Source organism: Trinickia sp. EG282A (assembly GCF_040965455.1).
Lineage (GTDB): Bacteria > Pseudomonadota > Gammaproteobacteria > Burkholderiales > Burkholderiaceae > Trinickia > Trinickia symbiotica.
On the sequence record NZ_JBFRCC010000001.1, the window covers coordinates 14771 to 31120 of the forward strand.

At 65.7% G+C, this 16350-nt stretch carries 12 protein-coding genes; 11 read left to right on the forward strand and 1 reads right to left on the reverse strand.

Features of this window, described 5'->3' with window-relative positions; genetic code table 11:
- Positions 1-10 precede the first annotated feature (10 nt).
- The 9 genes from murD to lpxC all read left to right on the forward strand — a co-directional run bounded on the left by murD (position 11) and on the right by lpxC (position 11170).
- Positions 11-1555: a UDP-N-acetylmuramoyl-L-alanine--D-glutamate ligase gene (gene murD / locus AB4Y31_RS00070; protein ID WP_368672175.1), complete on the forward strand. Its 1545-nt coding sequence runs from the start codon at positions 11-13 to the stop codon at positions 1553-1555.
- Positions 1552-2844, forward strand: a complete 1293-nt coding sequence (ftsW, locus tag AB4Y31_RS00075) for a putative lipid II flippase FtsW (RefSeq protein WP_018442627.1) — start codon at positions 1552-1554, stop codon at positions 2842-2844. Before murD ends, ftsW begins: the two co-directional genes overlap by 4 nt.
- Entirely contained in the window at positions 2841-3947 is a 1107-nt protein-coding gene (murG, locus tag AB4Y31_RS00080; RefSeq protein ID WP_368672176.1) for an undecaprenyldiphospho-muramoylpentapeptide beta-N-acetylglucosaminyltransferase, read from the forward strand. Before ftsW ends, murG begins: the two co-directional genes overlap by 4 nt.
- Positions 3944-5335, forward strand: a complete 1392-nt coding sequence (gene murC, locus AB4Y31_RS00085) for a UDP-N-acetylmuramate--L-alanine ligase (RefSeq protein ID WP_018442625.1) — start codon at positions 3944-3946, stop codon at positions 5333-5335. The genes murG and murC overlap by 4 nt, the downstream gene beginning before the upstream one ends.
- 1 nt (position 5336) lies before the next feature.
- Entirely contained in the window at positions 5337-6275 is a 939-nt protein-coding gene (locus AB4Y31_RS00090; protein WP_107150212.1) for a D-alanine--D-alanine ligase, read from the forward strand.
- Between the two features lie 10 nt (positions 6276-6285).
- Entirely contained in the window at positions 6286-7047 is a 762-nt protein-coding gene (locus AB4Y31_RS00095) for a cell division protein FtsQ/DivIB (protein ID WP_368672177.1), read from the forward strand.
- A gap of 26 nt (positions 7048-7073) precedes the next feature.
- A complete protein-coding gene (gene ftsA, locus AB4Y31_RS00100) occupies positions 7074-8306 on the forward strand; it encodes a cell division protein FtsA (RefSeq protein WP_018442622.1) in 1233 nt (410 codons plus the stop codon).
- A gap of 105 nt (positions 8307-8411) precedes the next feature.
- Entirely contained in the window at positions 8412-9620 is a 1209-nt protein-coding gene (gene ftsZ / locus AB4Y31_RS00105) for a cell division protein FtsZ (protein ID WP_018442621.1), read from the forward strand.
- Positions 9621-10252: 632 nt separating this feature from the next.
- Positions 10253-11170 carry a UDP-3-O-acyl-N-acetylglucosamine deacetylase gene (lpxC, locus tag AB4Y31_RS00110; protein WP_368672178.1) on the forward strand — a complete coding sequence of 306 codons (918 nt, stop codon included), beginning with the start codon at positions 10253-10255 and terminating at the stop codon, positions 11168-11170.
- Positions 11171-11272: 102 nt separating this feature from the next.
- Here the strand turns inward: lpxC and AB4Y31_RS00115 are convergent, their stop codons facing one another.
- Positions 11273-11773 carry a DUF721 domain-containing protein gene (locus AB4Y31_RS00115; RefSeq protein ID WP_018442619.1) on the reverse strand — a complete coding sequence of 167 codons (501 nt, stop codon included), beginning with the start codon at positions 11771-11773 and terminating at the stop codon, positions 11273-11275.
- Positions 11774-12011: 238 nt separating this feature from the next.
- Between AB4Y31_RS00115 and secA the strand changes: the two genes are divergently transcribed.
- Together secA and argJ are read left to right on the forward strand one after the other, a co-directional pair.
- Positions 12012-14843 carry a preprotein translocase subunit SecA gene (secA, locus tag AB4Y31_RS00120; RefSeq protein ID WP_368672179.1) on the forward strand — a complete coding sequence of 944 codons (2832 nt, stop codon included), beginning with the start codon at positions 12012-12014 and terminating at the stop codon, positions 14841-14843.
- Positions 14844-15069: 226 nt separating this feature from the next.
- Positions 15070-16299: a bifunctional glutamate N-acetyltransferase/amino-acid acetyltransferase ArgJ gene (argJ, locus tag AB4Y31_RS00125; RefSeq protein ID WP_368672180.1), complete on the forward strand. Its 1230-nt coding sequence runs from the start codon at positions 15070-15072 to the stop codon at positions 16297-16299.
- Positions 16300-16350: the final 51 nt, after the last annotated feature.

Here is a 16350-nt window from a genome sequence, read left to right on the forward strand (position 1 = left end):
AAAGCAAGCGATGTTCGGCGAGATGTTTCGTGATCGGCAAAGTCCGACGGTGCTGGTACTGGGGCTCGGTGAATCCGGCCTCGCGATGGCGCGCTGGTGCGCGCGCCACGGGTGCCGGCTGCGCGTTGCCGACACGCGCGAGGCGCCCCCGAATCTGTCGCTGCTCGAAGCCGAGCGTATCGAGGCCGAATTCGTCGGCGGTGCGTTCACGCCCGCGCTCATCGAAGGCAGCATCGAACTCATCGCGGTGAGTCCCGGTCTTTCTCCGCTCGCGCCCGATCTCGCCGCGCTGCTCGAGAGCGCGCGCGAGCGCGGCATTCCCGTGTGGGGCGAGCTGGAACTCTTCGCATCCGCGCTGCGGCATCTCGGTGAGAGCGGCTATGCGCCGAAGGTGATCGCCATCACGGGCACGAACGGCAAGACGACCACCACGAGCCTCACCGGGCTGCTCTGCCGGCGCGCCGGCAAGCGCGTCGCCGTCGCCGGCAACATCAGTCCCACGATGCTCGATACGCTTTCCCAGGCGATCGACAACACGGCGTTGCCCGACGTCTGGGTGCTCGAGCTCTCGAGCTTTCAGCTCGAAACCGCGCTGACATTCGACCCCGACGCGGCCGCCGTGCTCAATATCACCCAGGATCACCTCGACTGGCATGGCAGCTTCGATGCGTATACGGCCGCGAAAGGGCGCATTTTCGGCCCGCATACCACACGCGTGCTCAACCGCGACGACGCTCGCGCGATGACGCTCGCGGGCGCGGCGGATTCGGCGAAAGCAAGCGGCGCCGAGCGCCTGATCACATTCGGCCTCGACGAGCCGCAGCGTGTCGGCGACTATGGCCTCGTGCACGAGAACGGCATCAATTGGCTTGCGCAAGCGCAAGAGCGGGATCCCGCCGACGAGCCGGCCTCGACGTCGCGGCGGCGCAGGCACGAGGGCGCCGCGTCGGCGGCCCCGGTCGATCTCACCCTGAAGCGCCTGATGCCCGCCGATGCCCTGCGCATCCGCGGTTTGCATAACGCGGCGAATGCGCTCGCCGCGCTTGCACTCGCTCGGGCGATCGGCCTGCCTGCCGCGCCCGTGCTGCACGGTCTGCGCGAGTATCGCGGCGAGCCGCATCGCGTGGAGCTGATCGGCTCGCTCGACGGTGTCGACTTCGTCGACGACAGCAAGGGAACGAATGTCGGTGCGACGGTCGCCGCCCTCGACGGGCTCGCGCAACGGACGGTGCTGATCGCGGGCGGCGAGGGCAAGGGGCAGGACTTCGCGCCGCTTGCGCGGCCCGTGGCGCGCTGGTGCCGCGCCGTGATGCTGATCGGCCGCGACGCGCCGCTTATTCGCGCGGCGCTCGCCGAGACCGGCGTCCCGCTCGAAACGCATCCGACGCTCGAAGCGGCGACGCGCGCGGCGGCCGCCGTCGCGCAAGCCGGCGACGCCGTGCTGCTTTCGCCCGCCTGCGCGAGCTTCGACATGTTCAAGCACTACGCGCATCGCGCCGAGGTATTTCGCGGCGCGGTCGACGACATCGCGGCGGAACGGGGGACGATGCTATGAGCTGGACCGAGCGCACCGGACAACGATTCTTCACCGAACGCAGCGGCGCATCGCTACGGCGTGGCGACCCCAAGGCAGGCGCGGAGTCGGACGCGAGCAGGCGCACGGGCGGCCTCGCGAGCGTCGTGAGCGGCATGCGGCCGACGCGCTCGCGCATGCTCGATTACGATCATTCGCTGCTGTGGGCTGTCATTGCCTTGCTCGGGCTCGGCGTCGTCATGGTCTACTCGGCCTCGATTGCGATGCCCGACTCGCCGAAGTACGCGTCGTATCACACGTACGCGTTCCTCGTGCGTCACATTGCTTCGATCGCCGTCGCGACGATCGCCGCCGTCGTCGCGTTCAAGATCCCGATTTCGGTCTGGGACAAGCAGGCGCCGAAGTTCTTCCTGATCGCCCTCGTCGGGCTCGTGATCGTGCTGATTCCGCACATTGGCAAGGGTGTGAACGGCGCGCGCCGTTGGTTGCCGCTCGGCCTCATGAACATGCAGCCGTCCGAGATCATGAAGCTTGCGGTGACGATCTACGCGGCGAATTACACCGTTCGCAAACAGGAGTACATGGGCAGTTTCGCGAAGGGCTTTTTGCCGATGGCGTTCGCGGTCGGCGTCGTCGGCGCGCTGTTGCTGCTCGAGCCCGACATGGGTGCGTTCATGGTGATCGCGGCGATCGCAATGGGCCTGCTTTTCCTGGGGGGCGTGAACGGCAAGCTCTTCGGCGGGCTCGTCGCCACGGCCGTCGGCACGTTCGGGCTGCTCGTCTGGGCGTCCCCGTGGCGGCGCGAGCGGATCTTCGCCTACCTCGATCCGTGGGACGATCGCTACGCGCAGGGTAAGGCTTACCAGCTCACCCACTCGTTGATCGCGTTCGGCCGCGGCGAGTGGTTCGGCGTGGGGCTCGGCGGCAGTGTCGAGAAGCTCAATTACTTGCCGGAAGCGCATACCGACTTCATTCTCGCCGTAATCGGCGAAGAGCTCGGCTTCGTTGGCGTGCTCGCCGTGATCCTGCTTTTCTACTGGATCGTGCGCCGCTCGTTCGAGATCGGCCGGCAGGCGCTCGCGCTCGACCGTACGTTCGCCGGGCTCGTGGCCAAGGGCGTGGGACTTTGGTTCGGCGTGCAGACGTTCATCAACATCGGCGTCAATCTCGGCATCTTGCCGACGAAGGGCCTGACGCTGCCGCTCGTCAGCTATGGCGGCTCGGGCATCGTGCTCAATTGCTTGGCGATCGCGCTCCTGATGCGCGTCGATTACGAAAATCGTGTGCTGATGCGCGGGGGGAAGGTATGACTTCCACGCCACAGCGCACGCTCATGGTGATGGCCGGCGGCACCGGGGGACACGTCTTCCCCGGGCTCGCGGTCGCCCACCGCATGCGCGCCTGGGGCTGGCGAGTGGTCTGGCTCGGCAATCCGGCCGGCATGGAGGCGTCGCTCGTCCCGAAGCACGGGATTCCGATGGAGTACGTGCGCTTCGGCGGCTTGCGCGGCAAGGGGCTCAAGACGCTGCTGATGTTGCCCGTCAATTTGTTGCGCGCTTGCCTGGAAAGCCGGCGCGCATTGCGGCGCGTGCGGCCCGACGTCGTGCTCGGCATGGGCGGCTACATCACGTTTCCGGCCGGCGTCATGACGGCGCTCGAGCGGCGGCCGCTCGTCCTGCACGAGCAGAACTCGGTGGCCGGTCTCGCGAACAAGGTGCTGGCAAAGCTCGCGCGGCGCGTGCTCGTTGCGTTTCCCGACACGCTGCCGAACGCGGAGTGGACCGGCAATCCGCTGCGCGATGCGCTCACGCATGCACCCGAGCCGAAGGCGCGCTATGCGGGCCGCATCGGTCCGCTGAACCTGCTCGTCGTCGGCGGCAGTCTCGGCGCCGCCGCATTGAACGAAGTCGTCCCCCGTGCGCTCGCGTTGCTGCCGCCGGATTCGCGTCCGCGTGTGGTGCATCAGGCGGGCGAGAAGCATATCGACGCGTTGCGCGCCAATTACGAAGCGGCAGGCCTCGCGACGGGCGAAGGGCTCCAGCTCGTTCCATTCATCGACGACATGGCCGCGGCTTACGCCGATGCCGATCTCGTCATCTGCCGCTCGGGCGCGATGACGGTGGCCGAAATCGCGGCCATCGGCGTGGCGGCGCTCTTCGTGCCGTTTCCCTACGCGGTCGACGATCATCAGACGACGAACGCAGAGTTTCTCTCGGAGCGGGAGGCGGCGGTACTCGTGCAGCAGCGCGACTTGTCGCCCGAAGCTCTGGCCGATTGGCTGCGCGCGCAAACGCGCGAAACGCTCGCCGAGATGGCCGGGCGCGCGCGCTCGCTCGCGAAGCCCGAGGCGACGGATCGGGTCGCGCAGGTTTGCGCGGCCGTGGCGCAAGCGCGCCAGCAAGGAAAGCAATGAAACACATCGTCAAACACATCCATTTTGTCGGGATCGGCGGTGCCGGCATGAGCGGCATCGCGGAAGTGCTCGTGACGCTCGGCTACCGGGTGAGCGGTTCAGACCTCGCGCGCAGCGCCACGACCGATCGCCTGGCATCGCTCGGCGCGCGCATCGCGCTCGGCCATGACGCCGCGCATATCGAAGGCGCGGACGCGGTCGTCGTTTCGACGGCCGTGCGCAGCGACAACCCCGAGGTGCTCGCCGCACGCCGCCTGCGCGTGCCGATCGTGCCGCGCGCGGTCATGCTGGCCGAGCTGATGCGCCTGAAGCAGGGTATTGCGATCGCCGGCACGCACGGCAAGACCACGACGACGAGCCTCGTCGCGAGCGTTCTCGCCGCGGGCGGGCTCGATCCGACGTTCGTGATCGGCGGGCGCCTGACGAGCGCCGGTGCGAACGCTCGGCTCGGCACAGGTGATTTCATCGTGGCCGAAGCGGACGAATCCGACGCGTCGTTCCTCAATCTGTTGCCCGTGATCGAAGTCGTGACGAACATCGATGCGGACCATATGGATACGTACGGGCACGACTTCGCGCGGCTCAAGCAGGCCTTCATCGAGTTTACGCAGCGGCTGCCGTTCTACGGCATCGCGGTCCTCTGCGTCGACGACTCGAACGTGCGGGAAATCCTGCCGTTCGTCTCGAAGCCGATCATCCGCTACGGCTTCGCGGCCGACGCGCAGGTGCGCGCCGTCAATGTGCTCGCGCGCGACGGCAAGATGTATTTCACGGCGATGCGCGAGGACGCGCCGGCGCTCGACATCGTGCTCAACATGCCGGGCATGCACAACGTGCAGAACGCGCTGGCGGCGATTGCGATCGCCACTGAACTCGAAGTCGCCGATGCCGACATCCAGCGTGCGCTCGCCGAGTTCACGGGCGTGGGCCGGCGCTTCCAGAGGTACGGCGAAATCGAGATCGGCTCGGGCGGCCGCTACACGCTCGTCGACGACTACGGCCATCACCCGGTCGAAATGGCAGCGACGATCGCGGCCGCTCGCGGCGCGTTCCCCGAGCGCAGGATCGTGCTCGCGTTTCAGCCGCACCGGTACACGCGCACGCGCGATTGCTTCGAGGACTTCGTCAGCGTGCTCTCGAGCGTCGATGCGCTGGTGCTGACGGATGTCTATGCGGCCGGCGAGACACCGATCGTCGCGGCGGACGGGCGCGCGCTGTCGCGCGCGATCCGCGTGGCGGGCAAGGTCGAGCCGGTATTCGTCGAAACGGCCGACGACGTGCCGGCGGCGCTTGCGGCGCTAGTGCACGACGGCGATGTGGTGATCACGATGGGCGCGGGCTCGATCGGCACGGTGCCGGCGCGGCTCGTCCAAGATGCAAAGGCATGACATGAATATCGATCCAAAACGTTTCGGCAAAGTGGCGGTGCTGCTCGGTGGCGAATCCGCCGAGCGCGAGGTCTCGCTCAATTCCGGGCGCCTGGTCTTGCAGGGACTGCGTGCGGCCGGCATCGACGCGCATCCATTCGATCCGTCCGAGCGTCCGCTCTCCGCGTTGAAAGACGAGGGCTTCGTGCGTGCGTTCAACGCACTGCACGGTGGCTATGGCGAAAACGGCCAGCTCCAGGGTGCGCTCGATTTCTACGGCATTCGCTATACGGGCAGCGGCGTGCTCGGCTCGGCGCTCGGTCTCGACAAGTTCCGCACGAAGCTCGTTTGGCAGCAACTCGGCATTCCGACGCCGCCCTTCGAGGCGGTGATGCGCGGCGACGATTACGCGGCGCGGGCGCAAGCCATCGTCGCCAAGCTCGGCTTGCCGCTCTTCGTGAAGCCGGCGAGCGAGGGGTCGAGCGTCGCCGTCACGAAGGTGAAGAGCGCCGATGCGCTGCCGGCCGCGCTCGCGGAGGCGGCGAAGTTCGACAAGATCGTGCTCGTCGAGAAGAGCATCGAGGGCGGCGAGTACACGGCCTGCATCGCGGGCAAGCTCGAGCTGCCGATCATCAAGATCGTGCCGGCCGGCGAGTTCTACGACTATCACGCGAAGTATGTCGCGAACGACACGCAATACCTGATTCCGTGCGGCCTCGCGCCCGAAGAGGAGGCGCGCCTGCAGGCGCTTTCGCGTCGCGCGTTCGACGTGCTCGGCTGTACCGACTGGGGCCGGGCCGATTTCATGCTCGATGCGGCCGGCAACCCGTACTTCCTCGAAGTGAACACGGCGCCTGGCATGACCGATCACTCGCTGCCGCCGAAGGCAGCGCGCGCGGTTGGCATCAGCTATGAGGCGCTCGTCGTCGAGGTGCTCGCGCTGACGCTCGACAAGGACTGACGCATACATCATGTGGAACAACGTTCGCCAGCTCAATCTCGCCGCCAACGCGCTTTATGCGCTGGCGCTCGCCGCGCTCGTCGCGTCGGGCGGGATCTGGCTCGCGCAACGTCCATCGTTTGCGCTTTCCGCCATTCTCATCGGCGGCGACACCGATCACATCAACACGCCGACCGTGCGCGCGAGTGTGATCGGCCACCTGAAGGGCAACTTTTTCACGGTCGATCTCGACGCGGCGAGGCAGGCGTTCGAGCAGATGCCGTGGGTGCGACGCGCAAGCGTGCGGCGTGTGTGGCCGAACGCGCTCGCCGTCACGCTCGAGGAGTACAAGCCGCTCGGAACGTGGGGCAGCGATCAACTCGTTTCCGCCGACGGGGAGCTTTTCACGGCGAACCAGGGCGAGCTCGACGACGAACTGCCCGCGTTCGACGGTCCGCCGGGCACGGCGAAGGAAGTCGTCGCGCGCTACTTCCAATTCAAGCAGTGGCTGGCGCCGATCGGGGCGACGCCGGAGGAAGTGACGCTTTCGCCGCGTTATGCGTGGACCGTGAAACTGTCGAACGGCACCGAGATCGAATACGGCCGTGAGCGTAACGCGTCGACGCTCGAGGAGCGCAGCCGGCGGTTGACCGCGGCATGGAAGGCAGTGACGGCGCGGTGGGGGAACGACATCGAATATGCGGACTTGCGCTATCCGAACGGCTTTGCGATTCGCGCGGCGGGGATGCGTTTCATCGGCGACGCATCGAGCGCCGCGCAGCCCAAGAGGTAAGAGAAAGAACCACACATGAGCACGCTATGAGTAAAGACTACAAAGATCTGCTGGTTGCTCTCGACATCGGCACGGCCAAGGTCGTCGCGATCGTCGCCGAGCTTCGGGGCGAAGGCCATTACGAAGTGATCGGTCTTGGGCAAAGCGAATCGAAGGGGCTCAAGAAAGGCGTGGTGGTCAATATCGAGGCCACCGTGCAATCGATCCAGCGCGCGCTCGAAGAAGCGGAACTGATGGCCGATTGCAAGATCACAAACGTCTTTACCGGCATCGCGGGCAGTCATATCCGCAGTTTCAACTCGAGCGGAATGGTCGCGATCAAGGACAAGGAGGTCACGCAGACGGACGTCGCGCGCGTGATCGAAACGGCCAAGGCGATCAACATTCCCACGGATCAGCAGGTGCTGCACATCCTCACGCAGGAATTCATCATCGACGGGCAGGAAGACGTGCGCGAGCCGATCGGCATGAGCGGCATTCGCCTCGAGGTGAAGGTGCACATCGTGACGGGCGCCGTGTCGGCCGCGCAGAACATCGTCAAGTGCGTGCGCCGCTGCGGCCTCGAGGTCAACGATCTGATCCTGCAGCCGCTCGCGTCGTCGCTCGCGGTGCTGACCGAAGACGAGAAGGAGCTCGGCGTCGTGCTCGTCGATATCGGCGGCGGCACGACCGACATCGCGATCTTCAGCGAGGGCGCGATTCGCCATACGGCCGTCATCCCGATCGCGGGCGACCAGGTGACGAGCGACATCGCGATGGCGCTGCGCACGCCGACGCCCGACGCCGAGGACATCAAGGTCGGCTACGGCATCGCGAAGCAGGCGCTCGCCGATCCCGATGAAATGATCGAAGTGCCCGGGCTCGGCGAGCGCGGGCCGCGCACGCTTTCGCGCCAGGCGCTCGCGGCCGTCATCGAGCCGCGCGTCGAAGAACTCTTCTCGCTCGTGCATCAGGTCGTGCGCGAGTCCGGCTACGAGGAGCTCTTGAGCTCGGGTGTCGTGCTGACGGGCGGCGCATCGATGATGCCGGGCATGGTCGAGCTCGGCGAGGACATCTTCCTGAAGCCGGTACGCATCGGCGTACCCGAGTACGCGGGCGGCCTAGCCGACGTCGTGCGCAATCCCCGCTATTCGACGGCGATGGGGCTGCTCGTCGAAGGCTCGTCGCAGCGCATGCGCGGCCGCAAGGTCGCCGTGCAGTCGGGATCGATGGGGCAGGTCTTCTCGCGCATGAAGGATTGGTTTTTGGGCAATTTTTGAATTTTCGAATTCGCGCCGGTGCCGGCGGCTTGCGCGCGACAGGGGATTGCCCGATCCCTTGCCGAATAACGGCCGAGAGCGGGATTTTTTCTTGACGGAGGCAATATGGAATTCCAGATGTTGGAAACGGAAACCAGCGGCACCATCATCAAGGTGGTCGGCGTTGGGGGTGCCGGCGGCAACGCCGTGCAGCATATGATCAACAAGGGGGTGCAAGGCGTCGATTTCGTCGTCATGAACACCGATGCGCAGGCGCTCGCGCGCTCGCGCGCGTCGCACGTGATCCAGCTCGGCAACACGGGCCTCGGCGCCGGTGCGAAGCCCGAGATGGGGCGCGCGGCGGCCGAAGAGGCGCGCGAGCGGATCGCCGATGCGCTGCGCGGCGCGCACATGGTCTTCATCACGGCCGGCATGGGCGGCGGCACGGGTACGGGCGCGGCGCCCGTGGTCGCGCAAATCGCCAAGGAGATGGGCATCCTGACCGTCGGCGTCGTCAGCAAACCGTTCGAGTTCGAGGGCGGCAAGCGGATGCGCGTGGCGGAGGCAGGTTCGCAGCAACTGGAGGATCACGTCGACTCGCTGATCGTCGTCCTGAACGACAAGCTGTTCGAGGTGATGGGCGATGACGCCGAAATGGACAAGTGCTTCCAGTGCGCTGACGATGTGCTCAACAACGCGGTGGCCGGCATTGCGGAGATCATCAACGTCGACGGTCTCGTGAACGTCGACTTCGAAGACGTGAAGACGGTGATGGGCGAGCAGGGCAAGGCGATGATGGGCACGGCGACCGTGGCCGGCGTCGATCGCGCACGGCTCGCCGCCGAGCAGGCCGTCGCGAGCCCGCTGCTCGAAGGCGTCGATCTGTCGGGTGCGCGCGGCGTGCTCGTCAACATCACGTCGAGCCGTTCGCTGCGCCTGTCGGAAACGCGCGAAGTCATGAACACGATCAAGAGCTACGCGGCTGAAGACGCGACCGTCATCTTCGGCGCCGTCTACGACGATGCGATGGGCGATGCGTTGCGCGTGACCGTCGTCGCGACGGGTCTTGGCCGTACCGCCGCGAGCGCCGCGAAAAAGCAGCAATCGGCGCCGATGACGCTCCTGCGCACGGGCACGGACAACCAGCCCGTCAGCGCCGTGCATCACGGCTATGCGACGCCGCACGCGACGTCGTCGGCCGATTACGGCGCGTTCGACACGCCGGCCGTCTGGCGCAACTCGCGCGAAACCGCCGCTTCGCACGTGCAGGCGCTGCAGGAAAAGGGCGTCGACACGTACGACATCCCGGCGTTCTTGCGCAAGCAGGCGGACTGACGCGCGCGGCGCCGGACGGCGTCGCGCGATGAGCGCTTGCGAGCGCACGAAGGGCTGAGCATGTTGAACGGCAACGGCGCAAGACGGCCGCGTCTTCTCGGACGCGCGGCCGGGGCGACCGTGCGCGGCACATCGGCGAAGCGGGTCGGCAGGCTGTCGGCTCGTATGCGTCCGGTGGCGGCGCGCGGCGGCGCACGGCGCACGCGAGTCTGCGAAGCGCCCTGCGACAGACGGATCTGGCAGCGGGCCGCAAGATAAGTTGGCGGCGCGCGGTCTGCGTCGAGGCTCCCTGCCGTGCGAAAGGCGCGCATCTCGGGCAAGATGCGCGGAGTGCGATCGCGCGGACGGAAGACGTCGACGGCCGTCGGTTCGACGAAAAAACCGGCGCAAAGCGTTGCGCCGAGGCCACGTCTGCCCTGCTCTTTCGAGTCGCTTTCCAACGTTCGATGACCGCAAGCGTTTCGCCGGCGCCCGGGAATGCCTCCGTTCCGGGCGCCGGATGCCGTTACTCCCTCGGGTAACGGGAAGAAACACACTGATACGTACGGCAGCAAGACAGCGGCACGCCAATACGGTATAATCCGTACTATGAAATAAGAAGCGCGATTGAGAATTCCAATCGACGAATGACCATGCTGAAGCAACGCACTATCAAATCGATCGTCAAGACAGTCGGCATTGGCCTCCATTCAGGACGCAAGGTCGATCTGACACTCCGTCCCGCTGCCGCGAACACCGGCATCGTGTTCGCGCGCGTCGATTTGCCGAGCCCCGTCGACATTCCGGCTTCGGCGCTCGCGATCGGCGACACACGTCTTGCTTCCGTGCTGCAAAAGGATGGCGCGCGCGTTTCGACCGTCGAGCATCTGATGTCGGCCTGCGCCGGCCTCGGCATCGACAATCTCTATGTCGACGTGACGGCCGAAGAAATTCCGATCATGGACGGCAGCGCGGCATCGTTCGTCTTCCTGATGCAGTCGGCCGGCATTCAGGAGCAGGACGCGCTGAAGAAGTTCATCAAGGTGACGAAGCCTGTCGAAGTGCGCGGCGGCGACAAGTTCGCGCGCGTCGAGCCCTATTTCGGCTTCAAGCTCAAATTCACGATCGATTTCCATCACCCGGCTGTCGACAAGACGGGACAGGCGCTCGAAGTCGATTTTGCGACGACGTCGTATGTTCGTGAAATTGCCCGCGCACGGACTTTCGGCTTTGCGCACGAAGTCGAGATGATGCGTGAGCTCGGCCTCGCGCGCGGCGGCAGCATGGACAATGCGATCGTGCTCGACGAATACCGCATCCTCAATAACGATGGACTTCGTTACGACGACGAGTTCGTAAAGCACAAGATGCTCGATGCGATCGGCGATCTTTATGTCATCGGCCATCCGCTATTGGCGTCTTACACCGCGTACAAATCGGGGCATGGCCTCAACAATGCGTTGCTGCGCGAGCTGCTCGCTCGGGAAGACGCTTACGAGATCGTCGCGTTCGAGGATGCGCAACACGCGCCGCGCGGGTTCGGCTACGACGCACAGACGGCTTTCGCCTGAAAGCCCTGCGGATTGCCTGTTGCGCGCTTTGCGTCAGTGCCGAGCCACTGATTCGGCGATAGTCATGACACACCAAGGCGGCCTTGCTCCGAGCATCGCCGCCTATTTGTTTTTCTTGCCGTCTCCGGCGGATTGGCCCGCGCCGTGGCGCGCCGCCATGCGGGCGAGCGCCGCCGTCAGTGGCGAGGGCGGCAGCGTTTCGCTCAGCGTGCGCAACGCGGCAGCGCCGATCGGCGTCATGCGTGCCTCTTTCGGTCGCGGTGCCCGCGCCTCGGTCTTGGGCCGCACCTTCACGGCAAGCGTGCGCACGTTCCAGCCGCGTTGCTGCAATTCGGCGACGAGCCGCGGCTCGAGGTGCCTGAGCCGCGCCGCGAGCGCGCTATGCGCGGCGAAGAGCGTCAGCGCGCCGTCCTTGATGAAGCCGGGCTCTACGCTCGTTGCCAGATAGTCGGGCAGCAATTGCGCGAGATCGCGCTCGAGCGCCGAAATCTGCTCGACGCCGGCGCGCAGCGCCGCGAACGCATCGGTACGGCCGAGCACCTCGGCGAGCGGTTGCGGCCGGGCCGGCCCGGCGGGGGGGGATGATCGCGAAAAACGGCTCATGGGCGCGATTGTACCTTCGCCCTCGCTTCACGCCGCGCTCGCCGCCAGAGCGGGGCGCCGCCGTGTCCGGCCTGCCCCGCCACTGACACGGCACATTAAGTCTCGCGTGCTAAAATCCGCGATTCGAATTCACTCATGGATAAGCCGCCGAGGCCATACGATTCGGCATCCCGCGGAGCCCTCTCCGCGAGCCGCACTTCGCGTGCGGACCGACCGAAGCCGCGACGCAAACCGACCGATGACCACCGGTTTTCTCCAAAAGATTTTTGGCAGCCGCAATCAGCGGCTGATCAAGCAGTACCTAAAGACCGTTGCGGTGATCAATTCGCTCGAGCCGCAGATCGAGCAATTGACGGACGAGCAACTGCGCGCCAAAACGGACGAGTTCCGCCAGCGCGTGGCGAGCGGGGAATCGCTCGACAAGCTGCTGCCCGAGGCGTTCGCCGTCTGTCGCGAGGCGAGCCGACGCGTCTTGAAGATGCGGCACTTCGACGTGCAGTTGATCGGCGGCATGGCACTCCATTACGGCAAGATCGCCGAAATGCGCACGGGCGAGGGCAAGACGCTCGTCGCCACGCTCGCCGCTTATCTCAATGCGCTATCGGGGCGCGGCGTACACGTCGTGACGGTCAACGACTACCTCGCGCAGCGCGATGCCGAGTGGATGGGCAAGCTCTATAACTTCCTCGGCCTCGGCGTCGGCGTCAATCTGTCGCAAATGGATCATGCCTCCAAGCAGGAGGCTTATGCGGCCGATATCACGTACGGCACGAACAACGAGTTCGGATTCGACTATCTGCGCGACAACATGGTCTACGAGACGAGCGCGCGCGTGCAGCGCTCGCTCAACTTCGCGATCGTCGACGAAGTGGACTCGATCCTCATCGACGAGGCCCGTACGCCGCTCATCATCTCGGGGCAGGCCGAAGACCATACGGATCTTTACGTCCGCATGAACGCGCTGCCGCCGCTGCTCGAGCGGCAGATCGGCGAGGAGCGCGCCGACGGGACGGGCGTCGAGAAGCCCGGTGACTACACGCTCGACGAGAAGTCGCGCCAGGTCTATTTGACCGAATCGGGCCATGAGAAGGCCGAGCGGATGTTGTTCGAGTGGGGCTTGATCGCCGAGGGCGAAAGTCTTTACGCGCCGCAGAACATCACGCTCATGCACCACGTCTACGCGGCACTGCGCGCGCATACGCTGTTCTTCCGGGACCAGCACTACGTGGTGCAGAACGGCGAAGTCATCATCGTGGACGAGTTCACGGGCCGGCTGATGCCGGGCCGCCGCTGGTCCGACGGGCTGCACCAGGCGGTCGAGGCGAAGGAGCACGTGAAGATCCAGAGCGAGAACCAGACGCTCGCCTCGATCACGTTCCAGAACTACTTCCGCATGTACGTGAAGCTCTCGGGCATGACGGGCACAGCGGATACCGAGGCCTACGAGTTCAACGAGATCTATGGCCTCGAGACGGTCGTCATTCCGACGAACCGGCCACCGAAGCGAATCGATCTTCAGGATCAGATCTACAAGACGGCGAAGGAGCGTTACGACGCGGTGATCCGCGATATCCGCGAATGCTACGAGCGCGGGCAGCCGGTCCTCGTCGGCACGACTTCGATCGAGAATTCAGAGCTGCTCTCGAACCTGCTGACGAAGGCGGGCCTGCCGCACGAAGTGCTGAACGCGAAGCAGCACGCGCGCGAGGCCGGGATCGTCGCGGAAGCGGGGCGACCGAAACGCATCACGATCGCCACGAACATGGCGGGCCGCGGCACCGACATCGTGCTCGGCGGCAATGCCGAGAAGCAAGCCGCGCTACTCGAGGCCGATCCGTCTCTCTCTCCGGAGGAGAAGGCTTCCCGCGCCCAGGCACTTTATGACGAGTGGCAGGCGCTGCACGATCAGGTGAAGGCAGCGGGTGGCCTTCATATCGTCGGCACCGAGCGGCACGAGTCGCGCCGCATCGACAACCAACTGCGCGGCCGCGCGGGCCGTCAGGGCGACCCGGGTTCGTCGCGGTTTTACCTTTCGCTCGAGGATCCGCTGCTGCGCATTTTCGCGGGCGACCGCGTGCGCGCGATCATGGACCGCCTGCGCATGCCCGAAGGCGAGGCGATCGAGGCCGGCATCGTCACGCGCTCGATCGAATCGGCGCAGCGCAAGGTCGAGGCACGCAACTTCGATATTCGCAAGCAACTGCTCGAGTACGACGACGTCGCGAACGATCAGCGCAAGGTTATCTATCAGCAGCGCAACGAGTTGCTCGAGGCGCACGACATCACCGAAACGATCGCGGCAATGCGCCATGCCGTGATTACGGACGTGGTCCATCAATTCATCCCCGCGGGCAGCATCGAAGAGCAGTGGCAGGCGCCCGAACTCGAAGAGGCGCTGCGCAGCGACTGGCAGCTCGATCTCGCGGTCCAGGAGATGATCGGCGAGTCGCAGTCGCTCGATGCCGAAGACATCGTCGAAGCCGTGCTCGCGGCCGCGGACGAAGCCTACGAGGCGAAGGTCACCCTCGTCGGGCGGGAAGCGTTCAGTGCATTCGAGCGCTCGATCATGCTGCAAACGCTCGATCGCTTCTGGCGCGAGCATCTCGCCGCGCTCGACCATCTGCGGCAAGGGATCCATCTGCGCGGCTACGCGCAGAAGAACCCCAAGCAGGAGTACAAGCGCGAAGCGTTCGAGCTCTTCGAGGCGCTGCTCAATATCGTCAAGACCGAAGTCACGCGCATCGTGATGAACGTGCGGATCCAGTCGCCCGAGCAACTCGAGGAGGCCACGGAGCAGTACGAAGAGCAGGGCGGCCACATCGAGAATGTCGAGTTCCGCCACGCCGAGTTCGCCGATGAGGCCGCGACGGCGACGGCCGCGGCCGCGGTCGCGGCGCCCACGGCGGCCGATGCGACGGCCCAGATGGTTGGCGAGGCGATGAGCCACGGTGCTCATGCCACCGCGGGCGCGCAATCCGCCGCGAGCAGCGTGCCGAAGGTCGGGCGCAACGATCCGTGCCCGTGCGGAAGCGGCAAGAAGTATAAGCAATGCCACGGCAGGCTGGCATGAAGTTGCTGAGGGCTGCGCCCACGCTCACTGCGTTCGCTGCCCCCTCCCGCAAGGGGACTTCCTTAGGGAGCCCCCAAAAGGGTGCGCCCTTCGGGGCGCGAGGGGGCGACGCCTCGCTTGGGGCGGCCCGGCCCGAGGCGCTGGCAATCACCCGCATGCACGCATTTGGCCCCTTGAGGGCGCGAGACGTTTTCACCTTTCACGGCTTCCGATAGGTCTTCAGACGATGGCTGTCAATTTTCCTTCGATCGATCCCGAGCAACTTCATCCCGTCGCGGGCGTCACGCTCGGGTGGGCCGAGGCCAACATTCGCAAGCCGAATCGCAAGGACGTCCTCGTGATGTCGATCGAGGAGGGCGCGACGGTGGCGGGCGTCTTCACGGCGAACCGGTTTTGCGCGGCACCGGTGACGGTCTGCCGCGAGCACTTGGCGAAAGGCAACGGGATTCGCGCGCTCGTCGTCAATACGGGCAATGCCAACGCCGGCACCGGCGAGCCCGGTCTCGCGCACGCACGTGAGACCTGCGCCGAGCTCGCGCGCCTCGCGGGAATCGCGCCCGAACAGGTGCTGCCGTTTTCGACGGGCGTGATTCTCGAGCCGCTGCCGATCGATCGGCTGAAGGCCGGCTTGCCGGTTGCCTTGTCGAATCTGCGGGCCGCACACTGGTATGAGGCGGCGCACTCGATCATGACGACCGACACGCAGCCGAAAGCCGCCTCACGCCAAGTGAGCATCGACGGCCATACGGTGACGCTCACCGGCATCAGCAAGGGCGCGGGCATGATCAAGCCGAACATGGCGACGATGCTCGGCTTCCTGGCGTTCGACGCGGCCGTGGCTCAGCCCGTGCTCGACGCGCTCGTGAAGGACGTCGCCGATCGTTCGTTCAATTGCATCACGATCGACGGCGACACGTCGACCAACGACTCGTTCATCCTGATCGCGTCCGGCAAATCGAGCCTGCCGCCGATCACGTCGACGACGACGCCGGCTTATGCCGAGCTGCGCAACGCGGTCGTGGAAGTCGCGCAAACACTCGCGCAATTGATCGTGCGCGATGGCGAAGGGGCGACGAAATTCATCACCGTGCGCGTCGAGGGTGGAACGAGCGTTGCCGAGTGCCGCCAGATTGCCTATGCGATCGGTCACTCGCCGCTCGTGAAAACCGCGTTCTACGCGTCGGATCCGAATCTCGGGCGAATCCTCGCGGCGATCGGCTACGCCGGCGTGACCGATCTCGACGTCGCGAAAATCGATCTCTATCTCGACGATGTTCATGTCGCGAAGTCGGGCGGCCGTCACCCGGAGTATCGCGAGGAGGACGGCCAGCGCGTCATGAAGCAAAGCGAGATCACGATCCGCGTGCTGCTGGGCCGTGGATCGGCCGACGCGACGGTCTGGACGTGCGACCTGTCGCACGAATACGTGAGCATCAACGCCGACTACCGCTCGTAACGCTGGAAGCCGCCGGCGGTGGGTTTTTTCCCATGCCGCCGCGGCACGCAG

Coding starts and splice junctions, on each gene's coding strand:
- murG (WP_368672176.1), top strand. CDS start 2,841: ATGACTTCCACGCCACAGCGCACGCTCATGGTGATGGCCGGCGGCACC.
- ftsW (WP_018442627.1), top strand. CDS start 1,552: ATGAGCTGGACCGAGCGCACCGGACAACGATTCTTCACCGAACGCAGC.
- AB4Y31_RS00095 (WP_368672177.1), top strand. CDS start 6,286: ATGTGGAACAACGTTCGCCAGCTCAATCTCGCCGCCAACGCGCTTTAT.
- AB4Y31_RS00090 (WP_107150212.1), top strand. CDS start 5,337: ATGAATATCGATCCAAAACGTTTCGGCAAAGTGGCGGTGCTGCTCGGT.
- secA (WP_368672179.1), top strand. CDS start 12,012: ATGACCACCGGTTTTCTCCAAAAGATTTTTGGCAGCCGCAATCAGCGG.
- ftsZ (WP_018442621.1), top strand. CDS start 8,412: ATGGAATTCCAGATGTTGGAAACGGAAACCAGCGGCACCATCATCAAG.
- murD (WP_368672175.1), top strand. CDS start 11: ATGTTCGGCGAGATGTTTCGTGATCGGCAAAGTCCGACGGTGCTGGTA.
- AB4Y31_RS00115 (WP_018442619.1), bottom strand. CDS start 11,773: ATGAGCCGTTTTTCGCGATCATCCCCCCCCGCCGGGCCGGCCCGGCCG.
- murC (WP_018442625.1), top strand. CDS start 3,944: ATGAAACACATCGTCAAACACATCCATTTTGTCGGGATCGGCGGTGCC.
- argJ (WP_368672180.1), top strand. CDS start 15,070: ATGGCTGTCAATTTTCCTTCGATCGATCCCGAGCAACTTCATCCCGTC.
- ftsA (WP_018442622.1), top strand. CDS start 7,074: ATGAGTAAAGACTACAAAGATCTGCTGGTTGCTCTCGACATCGGCACG.
- lpxC (WP_368672178.1), top strand. CDS start 10,253: ATGCTGAAGCAACGCACTATCAAATCGATCGTCAAGACAGTCGGCATT.